Consider the following 14,527-nt stretch of genomic DNA (forward strand, 5'->3'; position numbering starts at 1 on the left):
GGCGCGTGCACGGGCGGTTGTGGCGGGAGTGGGTGGAGTTCCTGGAGTCGTACCGGCGGCGGCACGGCCTGCCGGAGGACTGGTTGAGGTACCACGTGTGGCGGTGGCTGCGTCCGGAGGGGGAGATTCGGCGGGTGGCGAGCGAGGAGGCGCTGCGGTGGGGGGAGCGGGTGCTGTCCAGGTGGCTGGGGCGGCGTCCCCGGGAGGCGGCGCGGGAGTTTCGGGAGCATGGGTGCCCGGGGTGTCCGTACTGCTCGGCCGTGGGCGATGGGGAGTGCGTGGTGTTGCGGGAGAGTCTGCGTCGGGTTTCGGGTCGGGGTTGAGGGCGGGTGGTAAAAGGGCGGGTTCGCTCGTTCGGTTCAGGGCGTTGGGATGAGCGTGCGGGAGGAGGCGCTGCGGGTCATTCGCCGGCGGATTGAGCGGGGTCGGCCGCTGTACGATTTCACCGGGCTGGCGTCGCGGTCGTGGGTGGACGCGGCGCCGGACGAGGTGCGGACGTACCTGTCGGAGGCGCTGATTCTGCCGGAGGTTAGGGAGGCGTGTCGGGAGCACTTCGAGGCGCCGGAGTGCGACGTGGTCGTGGGCTCGCGGACGACGGGGCTGGTGATCGCGACGTTGTTGGCGTTGGAGCCGGATCGGGTGCTGCACGTGCTACCGGAGGGTGGTGAGGCGCACCCGTGCGTGGAGCGTGGGTGCGAGCTGGTGGGGGCGGAGTACGTGGAGGTGGAGGGGTTGGTGGAGGATCCGGAGGCGTTCGATCTGGTCGTGGTGACGGGGTGCGACGTGAGCTGGCGGGTGATCGACGAGGGGGTGTTGGAGGAGGTTGGGCGGGCGGGGGTCCCGTCGCTGTTGGACGACGCCTCGGGTGATCGGGTGCGGCGGTTGCACGGGCAGCGGCCGGGGCCGGCGTACGGGTTCGACCTGGTGGTCACGAGCTGTGACAAGCTGATGGAGGGGCCGCGGTGCGGGGTGCTGGTGGGCGACCCGGGGTTGGTGGAGCGGGTGCGGCGGGTCTGCGAGGAGCTGGGGTGGACGGTGGACGGTCCGACGCTGGCGGCGGTGCGGGCGGCGTTCGAGCGGTTCGATCTGGAGCGGTTGCGGGGTCGGTTGGAGGGGATCGACGTGGTGGTGGAGGGTCTCTCCGGGGTCGTGGGGGTGGAGCGGACGGGGGCGGGCGTGGTGTTGGAGGTGGAGGATCCGGTGAGGGTTGGGATGGAGCTGTTGCGGGGGTACGGGATCATGACGATCCCGGTGCTGGGGTACCCGGGCGTGAGCCGGGAGCTGCGGTTGAACCTGTTGACGGAGGATGCGGAGCGGTTCGGGTACGAGCGGTTGGTGGAGGTGTTGAGGGGGGTGCTGGGTTGACGGGGACGATGTTAGAGGAGTACGTGGGCGCGCCGATCGTGGAGGCGTCGTTGGTGGCGGTGGCCGCGTACGTGGTGGCCCGGCACGGGGTGCCGGCGCTGGTGCGGGGTGAGGGTGAGGTGGATCGGCGGTGGCTGGTCGCGGTGGGTCACGCGCTGGCGGCGGTGTGGGCGTCGGTGGCGGTGGCCTGGGCGTGTGGGGTGACGACGCCGTTGACGGTGCGGTTGGCGGTGTGGTGCTCGCTGGTGGTGTTGGCGGTGGGGGTGTGCCCCCGGCGCTCCGGGGCGTAATTTACTTAAATCCTTCCCCGAAAAGCCAACCGGCGCGTTTCCGAGGTGCAGGGGGGTGAGCCCCCGTGGTGTATACCGAGTCTGAGCACCGGGTGTGCCCGAAGTGCGGTAGCACGAACCTGGAGCGGGACGAGAAGCACGGGGAGTTGGTCTGTCGGGACTGCGGGACCGTGGTGGAGCAGCTGATCGATTACGGGCCGGAGTGGCGGGCGTTCAACGCGGATCAGCGGACGCAGCGGGAGCGGACGGGCGCCCCGGTCTCGGAGCGGCACCCGCACCGGCTGGGTGATACGGTCATCGACGATCGGGATACGCACGGGAAGCGGCTGATGGACTGGCGGTTTCGCCGGCTGAAGCGGTGGGATCGGTGGATCTCGAACGATCCGGTGTCGCGGAACATTCGGTCGGCGGTGGAGCTGATCGAGCGGGTGTGCTCGCAGGCGAACATTCCGAGGTCGGTGGTGGACGAGGCGATCCGGATCTACCGGAAGGCGGTGGAGAAGGACCTGGTGCGGGGTCGGTCGATCGAGAACACGGCGGCGGCCGCGCTGTTCATGGCGTGCAAGAAGCGGAAGCACCCGCGCACGATCAAGGAGATCGCGAAGCTGTTCGGGATCAGCCCGAAGGACATCAATCGGACGCATCGGGTCCTGCTGCGGCACCTGGATGAGCGGATGCCGGCGCCGGATCCGAAGCAGTACCTGTCCCGGTTCGCGACGGAGTTGGGCGTGTCCGAGGAGGTGGAGATGCTGGCCCGGGAGATCCTGGAGAAGGCGGAGAAGAAGGGGCTGACGGTGAGTCGGAACCCGGCGGGCCTGGCGGGCGCGGCCCTGTACCTGGCGGGGCTGTTGAAGGCGAAGGAGTACATCGAGGAGTACCGGGAGAAGATGAAGGAGGCGGAGTCGGAGGAGGAGAAGGAGCGGCTGGAGCGGGAGCTGAACGAGAAGCTGCGGCGGTGCCGGCGGACGCAGCCGGAGGTGGCGAAGGTCTCGGGCGTGACGGAGGTCACGATCCGGAACCGGTACAAGGAGCTGGCGGAGGAGCTGGGGCTGGACGTGCCGGACCCGACGAAGATCGATGTGCCCACGTGACGCCGCCGAAACGTTCAAGTCGCGCGCGGGCGCGGGCCCCGCGGCACCGCTCCCCGCCGTCCCCGCCCCGGGGCCCCCGCCGACCCGGGTGGAGCGGGGAGCAGGCCCCAGGCGGTGAAGCCCGGGGTCGAGACCCGGGGTACACCCGCGCCGCACGGTCCCCTCGGGACCGCGGTCGTGAGGACCGGGGATGACCGGGCGGTCAACCCCGGCGCGGGACAGGCGGGGTCAGGGTCCCCCGCGGAGGGTCCTCCCCGGTGGACGGGGATGAGCCCGTCCGGTGACCGATGACCGGGGAGTGTTAATCGCGGGGGGCACAGGGGCTAGTTCTCCCGCGTCGAGGCTGTTATTAAGGGCGCCGTGGCCCGTGGGCGGGGGTGTCCCGGGTGGCGGACGTGCGGGTCCTGATCAACGGTTACGGGACGGTGGGTAAGCGCGTGGCGGACGCGGTCGACGCGCAGAAGGACATGGAGGTCTACGGCGTCGTCAAGACCTCGCCGGACTACCTCGCCCGGCTGGCGGTGGAGGAGTTTGGGTACGCGCTCTACGTGCCCGAGGACCGGGTCGAGCGGTTCGAGGAGGCGGGCATCGAGGTGGAGGGGACGGTCGAGGACGTCGTGTTGAACGCGGAGGAGCACGGGCTGGACGTGGTCGTGGACTGCACGCCGGAGGGCGTGGGCGCGAGGAACAAGGAGCGGCTGTACGACGAGTCCCCGGTCAAGGCGATCTTCCAGGGCGGTGAGGAGGCGGACGTGGCGGACGTGTCCTTCGTGGCCCAGTGCAACTACGAGGAGGCGCTGGGCGCGGAGTACGTGCGGTGCGTGTCCTGCAACACGACGGCGCTGTGCCGCACGCTGGGCGCGCTGAAGGAGGCGTTCGAGCTCGGTAGGGTGTACGTGACCGTCGTGCGGCGCGCCGCCGACCCGGCGCAGGTGGGGAAGGGCCCGATCAACGCGATCGTGCCGAACCCGGTCACGGTGCCCTCGCACCACGGCCCGGACGTGAAGACGGTGCTCCCGGACCTGGACATCACGACGGCGGCGGTGAAGGTGCCGACGACGCTCATGCACATGCACGTGGTTCGCGTGGAGCTGGAGGAGGAGGTGAGCACGGAGGACGCGGTGGAGGTGCTCCGGGACGCGCGGCGCGTGTGGGTCGTGCCGCACGAGATGGGGCTGGGCTCGACGGCGGAGTTGATCGAGATGGCCCGGGACCTGGGCCGGCCGCGGTACGACCTGTACGAGATCGTCGTGTGGGAGGAGTCCGTGAACGTGGAGGACGGCGTCCTGTACTACATGCAGGCGGTGCATCAGGAGGCGGACATCGTCCCGGAGAACGTGGACGCGATCCGCGCCGTGATGGAGCTGGAGGAGGACCCGGAGGCGTCCATGGACGCGACGGACCGGTCCCTGGGGATCCGGAGCGCGCCCCCCGTCTAGCCCGCTCCCCGCACCGTTTCACCCTTCCCACCCTTCGCACCGGTTCCCCGAGTCGCCCTTTTCGTTAATAAACGCCCGCGTGCGTGCGGTCTTCGCACCGGTCACCGTCACGTAGGGAGGGTGAAGCATGTCCGAGAAGCGTCAAGATCAGTGCCCGGGCGCGATCAAGTACGTGATCCGGGCCCGCTTGAAGGCGGACGGGTACGTGGAGCGTCCGGACGTGGTGGGTGCGATCTTCGGGCAGACGGAGGGTCTGTTGGGGGACGAGCTGGACCTTCGTCGGCTCCTCAAGACGGGTCGGATCGGTCGGATCGACGTCAAGCTGCGGAACGAGGACGGGAAGACCGTGGGCGAGATCATCGTCCCCTCGAGCCTGGATCGGGTGGAGACGGCCCTGATCGCGGCGGCCCTGGAGCAGGTGGAGCGGGTGGGCCCGTGCCAGGCGGAGGTTGAGGTGGTGTCGATCGACGACGTGCGGCAGGAGAAGCGGGAGCGGATCATCAAGCGCGCGCGGGAGATCCTGCAGCAGATGGTGGACGAGGTGACGCCGGACAGCAGCGAGCTGGTGCGCGAGGTGAAGAAGGCGCTGAAGGAGCAGGAGGAGGTGAGGGAGTACAAGGGCCTACCCGCGGGTCCGGAGGTGGAGGACGCGGACGAGATCATCGTCGTGGAGGGTCGGGCGGACGTGGCGAACCTGCTGCGCTGCGGGATCAAGAACGTGATCGCGGTGGAGGGGACGAACGTCCCGGAGCCGGTGATCGAGCTGTCGAAGGAGAAGGAGGTCACGGTGTTCGCGGACGGTGATCGGGGCGGGGAGCTGATCATCAAGGAGCTGATGCAGGTGGCGGACGTGGACTACGTGGCGCGGGCGCCGAAGGGGAAGGAGGTGGAGGAGCTGACGAGGCGGGAGATCCGGGAGGCGCTGGAGAACCGGGTCCCGGCGGACGAGTACCTGCGGCGCCTGCAGCGGGGGCAGAAGGGGCGTCCGAAGAAGAAGGGTAAGCCGCCCAAGAAGAAGGGCAAGAAGGGTAAGCCGAAGAAGGGTCGGAAGCGGCGCGCGAAGGGCGAGCGGCGGGGTTCGCGCCGTCGGGAGGGGCTGAGCAGGGAGGAGCGGGAGCTGCTGGAGCGGCTGAAGGACGTGAAGGGCACGTTCCAGGCCGTGCTGCTGGACGAGAAGATGAACGAGATCGACAAGGTCGAGCTGGACGAGCTGGTGGACGCGCTGAAGGAGCGGGAGGGCGTCCGCGCGGTGGTCGTGGACGGGGTGATCACGCGCCGCCTCGTCGAAGCCGCTAAAGACAAGGGCGTTCGGTACATGGTGGGCGTGCGGGAGGGCGACCTGGATCCCGACGTGAAGGAGGGCGTCAAGGTGCTGACCATCTCCCACTAAGGGTCGTCTCGAGGTGGTCGACATGCCCAACAACGTCCTCTCCTCCCGGCTGTTTCGCCGGTTTCTGTCCCGAGATCGGAAGGACGGGGAGGGGCCGGAGGAGGAGCCGCCGAGGAAGGAGGAGGACCTGATCGACCCCGTGAAGGAGGACTTCACGCTGGACGATATCGAGACGACCGCGGACATCAAGATCCCGGAGAACCCGCTCGATCGCGTGATCGGGCAGGAGCGGGCGGTCCGGTTCGCCAAGCTGGCCGCGAAGCAGCGCCGTCACCTGCTGCTCGTCGGCCCGCCCGGCGTGGGTAAGAGCATGATCGCGCAGTGCATCGCGGAGTTGCTGCCCCGGCCCAGGGAGCAGATCGAGGTGTACCACAACCCGGCGAACCCGGAGCGGCCGATCGTCCGCGTGCGGACGCGGGAGGAGATCGAGTCGGAGGAGTCGGACGCGCTCCTCTCCCCGAAGGAGGTCCCGGAGATCGTGGCGGAGCAGCTCGGGTTCCGCTGTCCGAACTGCGGTCGGTACAGCGATCCGGACCTGCGCTACTGCCCGAAGTGCGGCGCGCAGAAGCCCTCGGGGCGCGTGTACCGGGCCACCCAGTACGAGCGCTCGACGAGCCGGCAGGTGGCGATCGTGTACGAGCGGGTGGGGGACAAGATCCGGGTCGTGAAGCCGGGCTCGGAGGAGGAGGAAAAGAAGGTCCTCGTCCCGCTGGACCGGAAGCCCTTCGTGCAGGTCACGGGCGCGAGCGAGACCGAGCTGCTGGGGGACGTGAAGCACTGCCCGTGGGGTGGGGACGAGCAGCTGGGCGAGCCGCCCTACAAGCGGGTGATCCCGGGCGCCATCCACGAGGCTCACGAGGGCGTGCTGTTCATCGACGAGCTGGCGCAGCTGGGCCCGCTGCAGCAGCACCTGCTGACCGCGATGCAGGAGAAGGAGTTCCCGATCACGGGCAAGAACCCCCAGTCCTCGGGCGCGGCCGTGCGGGTTGAGGGCGTGCCCTGCGACTTCATCCTCGTGGGCGCCTGCAACATCCAGGACCTGCCCATGATCCTCTCCCCGCTGCGCTCGAGGATCCAGGGTGAGGGCTACGAGGTGCTGATGGAGACGACCATGCCGGACACGGAGGAGAACCGGGCCAAGCTGGCCCAGTTCGTGGCGCAGGAGGTGGAGAAGGACGGGCGCATCCCGCACGCGACCCGGGAGGCGGTGGAGGAGCTCATCAAGGAGGCGCGCCGGCGGGCCCGCGCGATCGACGGCGAGCGGGACGCGCTTACCCTGCGGCTCCGGGACCTGGCGGGCGTGGTCCGCATGGCGGGCGACCTGGCGGTGTCGGAGGGGGCGAAGTACATCGAGCCGAAGCACGTGCGGGCGGCGATCAAGCTCGCGAAGCCGGTGGAGGAGCAGATCGTGAAGCGGTACGGGTCGCTGGAGGAGGGGCTGCGCCGCGACGTGGCCACGTGCTCCCTCTCCTCCCCGCAGGCCCAGCAGCAAGTTATTCAGGGGAACGCCGGCGACGCGCAGTACCACCACGACGACAGCAAGCGCGGGTACATCTAAACCAGGGCTGGGCGAGGGTGATCGTAGATGAAGAAGGACGAGCTTTTTTTGCTCCACTCCGCCCTCTACTACGTGTTCGAGTACCTGCGGCGCCGCGGGCAGCTGAGCGAGGAGGACGTGCAGGTCTACCACGAGTTCGACGTCAAGCCGGGCCACCTGCACAAGACCAAGCTCCAGCACAAGTGCGCCGTCTTCCTCCTCGCCTACCTCATCTCCAAGGCGATCAGCCACGACTTGCCCAAGGCGGAGGGGCTCCGACAGCGACTGCGGCGGCTCCTGGACGATCTGTTTGAGGAGCTGCGACGCCGGGGCGAGGAGGTCGACATTGAACCTCCGTAGCAAGCGGTGGGCCCGGGTCGCGCTCCTGCTGGCCCTGACCCCGGTGGCACCCTTCTACCCCGTCTGGACCTGCCTCGTCGCCGCCGTCTTCCTCTCGATCACCCACGTGCTGAGGCCCGGCGAGGGCGACGGGCTGGCCCTGGCCATCGTCTTCCTCGCCTGCCTCTCGGGCCGCGACGCGCTCGGCCCGCTGTTCCCGCTGGCCGTCCCCCTCGTCTGCCTGGGCGGCGTCCTGGCCTACTTCTGGAAGCACCGGGACACGCTCCTGAACCGCACCTGATCCACCGCCCGGACCACCGCCTCCCACACCCGCCCCTCCCGCGCCTCGAAGGGCGGGACGGGGCGCACCTCCACCGCGTCCCCCCGGCGGAGCACCTCCTCCGGGTCCGAGCCCGGGTAGAAGTAGTCCGAGGAGTCCTCCACCCGCACCCGCACCACGTGGTGGCCCTCGGACGCCAGCTCCGCCACGCGGCCCAGGACGCGCACGAAGGCGGCGTGCGGGTCGGGGCACTCGCGCTCCCCCACCACCGGGACGAGCACCCGGGCGCGCAGGCGCCCCACGCACTCCCGGAAGGCCGGGTTCTCGTACCGGAAGGCCAGCACCACCCGACGGGCGCCCAGCTCCCGGTACTCGGAGTAAAAGGTGACCGGGTCCGTGACCAGCACCGCGTCGGCGGCCGGGCTCGAGCGCACCTCGATCCCCAGGGCGCTCGCGGGCTCCGCGTCCCGGGTGACCAGCCCCGCGCTCACGCCCCGGCTGGCAAGCCTTCGGGCGACCTCCACGTTGAAGGGGGTACACCCCAGCACGTCCAACCGGTCGCCGCTGGAAACACTTAGCGCGAGCCGGGCCGCCATCCTCCGGACCAGGTCGATCAGCGGGATCGAGACCGCGGCCTCCATCGCGGCCCTCCCCGGGGTGATCGGCGGTGGATGCGGACGATTTCCGGGAGGCGGGCCGGGTCGTCCGAAGGGTGCTACGGAGGGCGCGGCGGGAAATAGACGTCGGGGACGACCTGCTGGAGGTCGCCGAGTACCTGGAGGACCTGATCCGCGACGCGGGGGCCGAGCCCGCGTTCCCCGTCAACCTCTCCCTGAACGAGGTGGCGGCGCATTACACGCCCGGGCCCGAGGGGGGCCCGGAGCTCGAGCCCGGCAGCATCCTGAAGGTGGACGTCGGGGCGCACGTGAACGGGGCGATCGGGGACGCGGCCATCACCCTGGTCTTCGACCACGAGCTGGGCGAGCGGCTGGCCGAGGCGGCCCGGGCGGCCCTGGAGGCGGCGGTGGAGGTCGTCGGCCCGGGCGTGACCTGCCGGGAGGTGGGCCGGGCCATCGGGGAGGCCTGCCGGGAGCGGGGGTTCCGCCCCGTCACGGGGCTCACGGGGCACGAGGTGCGGCGGTGGGACCTGCACGCCGGCGTCTCGATCCCGAACGACGACCTGCCCGGGTACGAGGATCGGCTGGAGGAGGGGATGATCGTCGCGATCGAGCCCTTCGTGACGACCGAGGCGGGGGACGGGGACGTGGAACCGGGCCGGCACGTGGAGATCTTCTCGGTGAAGAACCCGAACCAGCGCTCTCGGGTGAACCTGCGCCGAATCTACGAGGAGCGGCGCTCCCTCCCCTTCGCCCGGCGGTGGCTGGGTTCCTCCGCCAGCCGTCTCGAGCTGCTCCGGTTGAGCCGACTCGGGGCGCTGAAGGCCTACCCGGAGCTGGTCGAGCGGAACGGCGAGCCGGTGGCGCAGTGGGAGCACACGGTGATGGTCACGGAGGACGGGTGCGAGATCCTCACCCGGTGACCACGTCGACGAGCTCCCGGTACCCCGTGCGCCCGTCCTTCCCCCGCACGAGCCGGGCGCGGAGCCGGAGGAGGACGAGCTCGACCGTCGTGTACACCTCGAAGCCCTTCACGTGCCCGCCCAGCGTGTGCCCGCGCTCGTCCGAGAGGACGCCGTGCAGGTGGTAGGATCCGTCGTCGAAGAAGACCCCGTCGAGGGTCACGAGCTCGAACTTGCCCCGGGTCTCGTACACGGGCGTGTCCCCCAGCCTCCACCGGACCCGCCGAACGCTGCCCTTACAGGACACGACGACCGAGTTCCTCCACTCGTCCAGGTCCACGTCATCGGGGAAGACCTCCCCGGGCTCGAGGCGGGCGAGGATCAGCTCCCCACCCTCCACCCGGCGGTCGAGCAGCGGGGTGACCCCCTTGGAGCCGAGGCTGAGGGACTTCCTGGTCACGGAGGACGCCATCTTCTCGGTGATCTCGTACGTGCACCCGGACGAGGGCATCCTAGCCCTGATGAGGTACGTGCGGGACGAGGAGGGCGACCGGGTGCGTCGTGGGACGGGCGAGCGGTACCGGAAGGTGGGGTTCCGGGAGTCCTTCGAGATCCTCCGGGAGCGGCACCCGGAGTACGTGAGGAGGGTACGCGGGGACTTCCACGATCAGGTCGTGCCCCGGGAAGACGTGGTCGAGCACCTGGACCCGCGCGAGCGGGTGAGGGAGGTGCTGGAGGAACCGCGGGACGAGCTGGAGGAGCTGGCGGCCCGGGCGATCCTGGAGCTGTCGGAGGACGCGGGGGTGCCCGAGTCGGCGTTCGGGATCACGGGGTCGCTGCTGCCGGGACTGCACGATCCGGCCTCCTCGGACCTGGACCTCGTCGTGTACGGGATGGACCACTACCTGGCCGTGCGGGACGTGATCCTGCGGGTGCAGGAGACGGGTGAGGGACGGGACGTGCTCGCGGGCCTCGACCTCGACGACTGGGAGCGGGTGTACCGGCGGCGGAGCCCGGAGCTGGACTTCGAGGAGTTCGTGCGGCACGAGGCGCGGAAGGGGAACCGGGTGGTCGTCGGGGACCGCGTGTGCGACGTGCTCTACGTGCGGGACGAGTCGGAGCTGGAGGACGTGCGCTGGGAGGAGTTCGAGACGCTGGAGGAGCGGGCCCGGCTCGTGTGCGAGGTCGTGGACGACCGGTGGGCGTTCGACTACCCGGCCCGGTGGCGGGTGCGCGTGCTGGAGGCGGACCCGGAGGTCGGGAGGGAGGTGGTCGAGGTGCGCTCGTACACGCACACGTACGTGGGCCAGGCGTTCGAGGGTGAGGTCATCGAGGTGCGGGGGAAGATCGAGCGGGAGCTCCGCTCGGACCGGGTCATCGCGGTCGTGGGCTCGACCCGGGAGGCGGAGGGCGAGTGGATCCGGGTGATCAAGGATCAGCGATAGCGGGACTCGACGACCCTGACCCCGTCCTCGTCGACCTCCACGCGCACGAGGTACTTCACCTCGATCCCCGTTTCCTCCCGCACCCGCCTCAGCCCGCCCCGGGCGATGACGACCACCACGTCCTTGACCTCCGCGCCCGCCTCCCGCAGCGCGTTGAGCACGCCTACCAGCGTGCCGCCCGTGCTCACCACGTCGTCCACGACGACCACCTCGTCCCCCTCCGACACGCCGTTCAGGTAGAGCTTCTCGCGACCGTACCCCTTCTCCTGCACGATCTCGATCTCACCGTCCAGCCCGTACCGACGCTTCCGGACGATCACCAGCGGCCGGTCCAGCATCGTGGACAGGAGCGTGCCCAGGTGGATCCCCATCGCCTCCACGCACACGATCTTGTCGAAGTCCGTCGTGTCCAGCGCGCGCACGATCCGCGACGCGACCTCCCGCAGCAGCCCCGCGTCGACCTCGGGCACCCCGTCCGTGATCGGATGGATGAAGTAATGGTACCCGTTCCGCTCGATCACGGGCGCCTCCTCCAGCGACCGCTCGAGCAGCATGCCCACCTCCCCCCTAGAACCGTCTACCGCGCACGCGGGAGAGGTCGAACACGCCCGCCGAGGAGACGGCCATCACGGCCATCACGCCCGCCTGAACCGGGTCCGTGACCACCAGGTCCGCCTCCTCCGGCACGCTCCCCGCCATGTTAAGCGAGATGACCGGGATCCCACGCTCCTCCCGCAGCTCCCGCACCGCGTCCGTGATCTTCCCACCCATGAGCGAGCCCGCCAGGACCAGGATCCCCACCCGAGGCAGCCGGGCGACCGCCCGCACCGCCTCCGCCAGGTTCTCCTCCCCCACGAGCGGGATCGTGTCCACGCTGATCCGCTCACCCCGAATGTTGTGCCGATCCGCCTCCGTGATCGCCCCCTTCGCCACCTCCGCGACCTGCGCGCCCCCACCCATGATGATCACGCGCTTCCCGTAGATGTCCTTCAACGGGCGCACCCGCCTCACCGACCGAACCACCTCCAGCGCGCGCAGACCCGACACCAACCTCCCCGGCCGCTCCACGCCCTCAATCTCCACGTACAGCCGCGCCAGCTCCCCCTCCGACTCCTGCGTGATGTGAACGATGTTCCCCCCGTGATCCGCGATCACTCCCGCGATATCCCGCAGCGCGCCCGGCACGTTCTCCACGTCCATGATCAACGCCAGCAGCTCCAACCCTACCCTCCCCTGCGCAGGTACCAGCCCCTATCTATCACGTTATCGACCATCGGACGACCATCCCGCGTGAACCGCAACCGACCCACCCCGACGCAATGCTCCCCCAGCTCATCCCGGAACATGACCGCGACCAGCCTCGGCACCTCCGGGCCTAAAACCTCTACCACACCCTCCGGCAGCACGTCCCGACCGTACGTGAACAGGACCGCCGACCGCTCCCGCACGTACACCCGAATCTCCTCCACCTCCTCCGCCAGCACCCGCACCCCCTCCAAGTGCACCCGCACCCCACCCCGCGACGACCGCTCACACACCGGCACCCCCGCCACGAACGGATCCGCCCAACCCGGCACCTCCCCCGGATCCACCCTCACCCGCGACGCGTCGAAGTACTCCGTCCACCTCCCCTCCAACTTCACCAACTCCATCCCCTCCACCACCCGCCTCACCCCCTCGGACCGAAACCTCCGCCCCAGCTCACGAGCCAACCACTCACGCTCCCCGGGGGACACCCGCTTGAGCACCGGACGCAACGAACCCACCCCCCACACCTGGCGACCGCCCCACGAGGAGAAACTCCTCCGCACCATCCTCGAACGCTGCCCCACCAACGACCTCCCCGTCGGCGCCGGACAGGACGACGCCGCCGTCCTCCCCAACCGACTCGTCCTCAACGTCGACACCATGACCCGCTCCCGACACGTCCCCCGCGAACTCGACCCCACAGACCTCGGCTGGAAGTTCGTCGCCGCCACCCTCAGCGACGTCGGCGCCATGGGCGCCCAACCACGCTACTTCGCCTTCTCCCTCACCCGAGACGACGAGCTCGAAGAACAACCCCTCATCGACGGCATCGCCCAAGCCCTACGCCACCACAACCTCACCCTCATCGGCGGCGACCTCGTCGACGGCGAGGAACTCTCCCTCACCGGCGTCGCCCTCGGAGAACTCCCAGGAAAACCCCTCCGCGTCGACCAAGCCCAACCCGGCGACGCCATCGCCGTCACCGGACCACTCGGCGGCCCCAACGCCTACGTCCAAGCCATCCTCAACGACCTCCAACCACCCAAACCACTCTACCGCGCCTTCGCCCGACCCGAACCCCCCATCCACCTCGGAGTCGAACTCTCCCAACGCAACGCCCGAGCCGCCGTCACCGACATCAGCGACGGCCTCCTCGCCGACGCCGAGATCATCGCACGACGCTCCCACGTCAACCTCCACATCGAGGCCGACCGCCTCCCCATCCACCCACACGTCGAAGACGTCGCCACCGAACTCAACCGAGACCCACTCGACCTCGCCCTCGAAGGCGGCGAGGACTTCCAGTACCTCATCTGCGCACCCCAAGACCTCCTCGAAGAACTCAACCTCACCATCATCGGCCGCGTCAAACCCGGCCCCGGCACGGTGAAGGTGGAAAGGTAAACCCACGGGCCCAAGACCTCCCCGAACCCACCGACGCCCCCGCACAACGTTACAAACCACGTAACGATCCCGGCTGGCGCCGGGGCCGGGATTTGAACCCGGGCGGCCCATACGGGCCACGGGATCTCAAGTCCCGCGCCTTGGACCGGGCTCGGCCGCCCCGGCTTCCTCCGACACCGCACAGGTATACCTCCGACTAAGAACTTTTCCGTCACCGAACCCCGGGCAACCACCAAACCCCGAACGGACACCCGAGGGCCCTCACCCACCGCGAACGCGCTCCCGCGAAGAGCGCCGAGACACCCTACCCACCGTGCCGGAGTTTCCACCGTTCGAGTTCCCAGAGCACGTCCCGCACCCACTCACCATCCCGAGTCCGATGCAGGAGAAGCCTCCGGAGCACCCGATCCGCGAACCACGCCGGCCACGGCCCGAGCACGGACCGGGCAAACCCGGGCGCCTTCTCCAACAACTTCCGGAGCCTCACGGACCGGGAAGGCCGCAGCTCGAACGCGAGCGAGAGCACGCGGGCCACCCGCTTATGACTCACCCCACCGCCCGAGGCTTCCTCGACCAGCCTCTCCAGCGCGGCCCGGAGGTGGCGAACCGCCAGCCGCGCGAGCCGCAGCACGAACCCCTCGGACCGCTCCTCGAGCCAGCGAACGAAGCTCACGCTCTCGTTCTCCTTCCCCAGGTAGAAGACTCGAGGCTGGTCGAACCCCTTACTCCGCACGCGCTTCAGGTACGCGACGTAGTACGGCCCGTACGTCCGCCCACCGATCCTCCGGTACGTTTCCTTCAGCTCGGGCTTGACCTCGCGGCGGTAGACCTCCCGGAGCACGCGCAGGACGCGGATGCGTTCCACGGGATCCTGAGGGACGGGCACGTTCTCCCAGGTCACGGCCCCGGCCCCCTTACGGGCCCGCCCACACTATTGTAATCACCCGGGAGCATAAAAAGGTTCCGGCTGTTCCACCCCCCCCATCCCGAGGGGTGCCAGGTGGGGGCCGGGTCGCGGCACCCCCCGGTCCCGGTGCCCCAGGTACTCGGCACACCGGCCCGCCCTGGCACTAATCCCGGCCCCTCCCCATTGTAATCACCAGGAGGAGGGGGTTGAGGAAGCCGCACGGGCCCCTCACCGTACCACCTTGACCGCGCACGGGTGGGTCCGACGCCCGGT

General features: G+C 69.7%; 18 protein-coding genes and 1 tRNA gene. 12 read left to right on the top strand and 7 right to left on the bottom strand.

Annotation, left to right across the window (positions count from 1 at the left end; genetic code table 11):
• The 9 genes from ACXJJV_RS02155 to ACXJJV_RS02195 all read left to right on the top strand — a co-directional run.
• On the top strand, nucleotides 1–323 hold a 323-nt coding region (locus ACXJJV_RS02155; protein ID WP_456466536.1), incomplete at its 5' end, for a hypothetical protein.
• Nucleotides 324–372: 49 nt separating this feature from the next.
• Nucleotides 373–1,365 (top strand): TIGR03576 family pyridoxal phosphate-dependent enzyme, encoded by a 993-nt coding sequence (locus tag ACXJJV_RS02160; RefSeq protein ID WP_456466537.1) that lies wholly within the window; start codon nucleotides 373–375, stop codon nucleotides 1,363–1,365.
• A complete protein-coding gene (locus tag ACXJJV_RS02165; protein WP_456466538.1) occupies nucleotides 1,362–1,655 on the top strand; it encodes a hypothetical protein in 294 nt (97 codons plus the stop codon). The genes ACXJJV_RS02160 and ACXJJV_RS02165 overlap by 4 nt, the downstream gene beginning before the upstream one ends.
• A gap of 65 nt (nucleotides 1,656–1,720) precedes the next feature.
• Nucleotides 1,721–2,746 (top strand): transcription initiation factor IIB, encoded by a 1,026-nt coding sequence (locus tag ACXJJV_RS02170; protein WP_456466539.1) that lies wholly within the window; start codon nucleotides 1,721–1,723, stop codon nucleotides 2,744–2,746.
• 386 nt (nucleotides 2,747–3,132) lie between these two features.
• Complete coding sequence (locus tag ACXJJV_RS02175; RefSeq protein ID WP_456466540.1) at nucleotides 3,133–4,185, top strand: type II glyceraldehyde-3-phosphate dehydrogenase; 1,053 nt, start codon at nucleotides 3,133–3,135, stop codon at nucleotides 4,183–4,185.
• A gap of 127 nt (nucleotides 4,186–4,312) precedes the next feature.
• Nucleotides 4,313–5,575, top strand: coding sequence for a DNA primase DnaG (gene dnaG, locus ACXJJV_RS02180; protein WP_456466541.1), 1,263 nt, complete (start codon nucleotides 4,313–4,315; stop codon nucleotides 5,573–5,575).
• 22 nt (nucleotides 5,576–5,597) lie between these two features.
• Entirely contained in the window at nucleotides 5,598–7,133 is a 1,536-nt protein-coding gene (locus ACXJJV_RS02185) for an ATP-binding protein (RefSeq protein ID WP_456466542.1), read from the top strand.
• A gap of 27 nt (nucleotides 7,134–7,160) precedes the next feature.
• The gene (locus tag ACXJJV_RS02190; RefSeq protein WP_456466543.1) at nucleotides 7,161–7,472 is read left to right on the top strand and encodes a UPF0058 family protein; all 312 of its coding nucleotides are present in this window, start codon (nucleotides 7,161–7,163) and stop codon (nucleotides 7,470–7,472) included.
• Nucleotides 7,459–7,752, top strand: a complete 294-nt coding sequence (locus ACXJJV_RS02195) for a hypothetical protein (protein WP_456466544.1) — start codon at nucleotides 7,459–7,461, stop codon at nucleotides 7,750–7,752. The genes ACXJJV_RS02190 and ACXJJV_RS02195 overlap by 14 nt, the downstream gene beginning before the upstream one ends.
• Here ACXJJV_RS02195 and ACXJJV_RS02200 read toward each other — a convergent pair.
• Entirely contained in the window at nucleotides 7,710–8,372 is a 663-nt protein-coding gene (locus ACXJJV_RS02200; protein ID WP_456466545.1) for a hypothetical protein, read from the bottom strand. The genes ACXJJV_RS02195 and ACXJJV_RS02200 overlap by 43 nt on opposite strands.
• 26 nt (nucleotides 8,373–8,398) lie before the next feature.
• Between ACXJJV_RS02200 and map the strand changes: the two genes are divergently transcribed.
• On the top strand, nucleotides 8,399–9,271 hold the full coding sequence (map, locus tag ACXJJV_RS02205; RefSeq protein ID WP_456466546.1) for a type II methionyl aminopeptidase: 873 nt from the start codon (nucleotides 8,399–8,401) through the stop codon (nucleotides 9,269–9,271).
• On the opposite strand, the gene ACXJJV_RS02210 is transcribed toward map, so the two are convergent.
• Entirely contained in the window at nucleotides 9,261–9,710 is a 450-nt protein-coding gene (locus ACXJJV_RS02210) for a PPC domain-containing DNA-binding protein (RefSeq protein WP_456466547.1), read from the bottom strand. The genes map and ACXJJV_RS02210 overlap by 11 nt on opposite strands.
• Here ACXJJV_RS02210 and ACXJJV_RS02215 point away from each other — a divergent pair.
• Nucleotides 9,679–10,695: a DNA polymerase subunit beta gene (locus tag ACXJJV_RS02215; RefSeq protein ID WP_456466548.1), complete on the top strand. Its 1,017-nt coding sequence runs from the start codon at nucleotides 9,679–9,681 to the stop codon at nucleotides 10,693–10,695. The genes ACXJJV_RS02210 and ACXJJV_RS02215 overlap by 32 nt on opposite strands.
• Here the strand turns inward: ACXJJV_RS02215 and hpt are convergent.
• The 3 genes from hpt to ACXJJV_RS02230 are packed head-to-tail and all read right to left on the bottom strand — an operon-like array spanning nucleotide 10,686 to nucleotide 12,443.
• Nucleotides 10,686–11,249, bottom strand: coding sequence for a hypoxanthine/guanine phosphoribosyltransferase (gene hpt / locus ACXJJV_RS02220; protein WP_456466551.1), 564 nt, complete (start codon nucleotides 11,247–11,249; stop codon nucleotides 10,686–10,688). The two genes, ACXJJV_RS02215 and hpt, sit on opposite strands and share 10 nt — an antisense overlap.
• Before the next feature lie 13 nt (nucleotides 11,250–11,262).
• Nucleotides 11,263–11,910: a DUF5612 domain-containing protein gene (locus tag ACXJJV_RS02225; RefSeq protein WP_456466552.1), complete on the bottom strand. Its 648-nt coding sequence runs from the start codon at nucleotides 11,908–11,910 to the stop codon at nucleotides 11,263–11,265.
• A gap of 8 nt (nucleotides 11,911–11,918) precedes the next feature.
• Nucleotides 11,919–12,443 (bottom strand): hypothetical protein, encoded by a 525-nt coding sequence (locus ACXJJV_RS02230; protein WP_456466553.1) that lies wholly within the window; start codon nucleotides 12,441–12,443, stop codon nucleotides 11,919–11,921.
• Here ACXJJV_RS02230 and thiL point away from each other — a divergent pair.
• The gene (gene thiL / locus ACXJJV_RS02235) at nucleotides 12,436–13,347 is read left to right on the top strand and encodes a thiamine-phosphate kinase (protein ID WP_456466549.1); all 912 of its coding nucleotides are present in this window, start codon (nucleotides 12,436–12,438) and stop codon (nucleotides 13,345–13,347) included. The genes ACXJJV_RS02230 and thiL overlap by 8 nt on opposite strands.
• Before the next feature lie 74 nt (nucleotides 13,348–13,421).
• Here thiL and ACXJJV_RS02240 read toward each other — a convergent pair.
• Both ACXJJV_RS02240 and ACXJJV_RS02245 read right to left on the bottom strand, forming a co-directional pair.
• A tRNA-Ser gene (locus tag ACXJJV_RS02240) sits at nucleotides 13,422–13,512 on the bottom strand.
• A 139-nt stretch (nucleotides 13,513–13,651) separates the two neighbouring features.
• Nucleotides 13,652–14,248 (bottom strand): DUF1678 family protein, encoded by a 597-nt coding sequence (locus ACXJJV_RS02245; RefSeq protein ID WP_456466550.1) that lies wholly within the window; start codon nucleotides 14,246–14,248, stop codon nucleotides 13,652–13,654.
• Between the last annotated feature and the right edge of the window lie 279 nt (nucleotides 14,249–14,527).

The sequence above is a fragment of the Methanopyrus sp. genome, assembly GCF_053997775.1.